This is a genomic window from Kitasatospora sp. NPDC091335 (assembly GCF_044757205.1).
Taxonomy (GTDB): domain Bacteria; phylum Actinomycetota; class Actinomycetes; order Streptomycetales; family Streptomycetaceae; genus Kitasatospora.
In genome coordinates this window covers 1-1,531 of the sequence record NZ_JBIVUM010000046.1, presented here as the reverse complement: position 1 = coordinate 1,531, position 1,531 = coordinate 1, and the positions used below count along the sequence as shown (strand labels likewise).

At 70.8% G+C, this 1,531-nt stretch carries 2 protein-coding genes; one reads left to right on the top strand and one right to left on the bottom strand.

The window, feature by feature from the left end; all coding sequences use genetic code 11:
- On the top strand, positions 1–690 hold a 690-nt coding region (locus tag ACIQOW_RS39665; RefSeq protein WP_401092855.1), incomplete at its 5' end, for an electron transfer flavoprotein subunit alpha/FixB family protein.
- Positions 691–818: 128 nt separating this feature from the next.
- On the opposite strand, the gene ACIQOW_RS39660 is transcribed toward ACIQOW_RS39665, so the two are convergent.
- Positions 819–1,256 (bottom strand): hypothetical protein, encoded by a 438-nt coding sequence (locus ACIQOW_RS39660; protein WP_188301814.1) that lies wholly within the window; start codon positions 1,254–1,256, stop codon positions 819–821.
- Positions 1,257–1,531 lie beyond the last annotated feature (275 nt).

Genomic DNA, 1,531 nt, shown 5'->3' with positions numbered 1-1,531 from the left:
GTGACGTCCTCCGGCGAGGGCAAGGAGATCGCCGCCCGCGTCGCGCTGCGGATCGGCTCCGGCATCATCACCGACGCCGTGGACCTGGAGGCCGGTGACGGCGGTCCGGTCGCCACCCAGTCGGTGTTCGCCGCGTCCTTCCAGGTGAAGTCCAAGGTCACCAAGGGTGCGCCGGTCATCACGGTCAAGCCGAACTCCGTCGCGCCGGAGGCCGCTCCGGCCGCCGGGGCCGTCGAGAACGTGGCCGTGGAGTTCACCGGCAACGCGGCCAAGGTGACCTCGCGCACCCCGCGGGTCTCCTCCGGCCGCCCGGAGCTGACGGAGGCCGCCATCGTGGTCTCCGGTGGCCGTGGTGTCGGTGCGGCCGAGGGCTTCGGCGTGGTCGAGGAGCTCGCGGACGCGCTGGGCGCGGCCGTCGGTGCCTCGCGTGCCGCCGTGGACGCCGGCTGGTACCCGCACAGCAGCCAGGTCGGCCAGACCGGCAAGCAGGTCTCCCCGCAGCTCTACATCGCGGCGGGCATCTCCGGTGCCATCCAGCACCGGGCCGGCATGCAGACCTCGAAGACCATCGTGGCCGTCAACAAGGACCCCGAGGCCCCGATCTTCGAACTGGTCGACTACGGCGTGGTCGGCGACCTCTTCGAGGTGCTGCCGCAGCTCACCGCCGAGGTGAAGGCCCGCAAGGCCTGATCCCCGCGGGAGGTTCGGAGGGCGTGGCACCGAGTACCACTCGGTGCCACGCCCTCCGTCGTTCCCCGGCGGCGCCGGCAGCGGACCCCACGGCGGACCCGGGCGAGCCGCCGGCGGACCCCCACGCCTCACTCCGTGACGAACGCCGCGAGGTGCTGGGTGAAGCCTCCCTGGGTGGGCGGCAGCGGGCGCGGCTCCGGGTCCTGCACCGGCGGCGGCCCCTCCATCGGCAGCAGCCGCAGCTCGGGCTGGTCGGAGTCGGCGGAGGAGAGCAGCCGCACCCGGGTGCCGACCGGGACGGTGCTGCGCATCCCGTCCACGATGCACCAGACGTCGAAGCCCTCGGCCATGCGGATCAGGGACTTCTGACGGACCAGCGGCGTCCTGGCCTGCTCGACGGCGCAGCGCCGGACCACTCCGGTGCCCTCGCTCGGCTCCAGCCGCAGGTCGGTGGAGCCGCAGGTCGGGCAGAGCAGCCGCTGGAAGGTCGGGTTGTTGCACCACGCGCAGCGCTGGAAGTACAGCGTCGTGCTGCGGGTGTCGGCATCGATGGCTGAGTGGACCACGCTGTCATCTCCCTGCGCTCGGGCCGGCTCGTTCGGCGGAAGTTCGGCAGAAGTTCGGCACGAAAAGGATAGGGAACTCAGTGCCGCCAAGGGAAGGCACTGAGTTCCCTTTTTGCCTTGCGCATGCATAATGAAGGGTACTGAGTACCGTCGTGAACAGGAGTGGCGATCATGAGCCAGGACTTCGATCTCTTCCGTATCTCCGAGGAGCACGGGATGCTCCGTGAGGCGGTGCGTTCGCTGGCCGAGGCGAAGATCGCTCCGTTCGCGGCGGA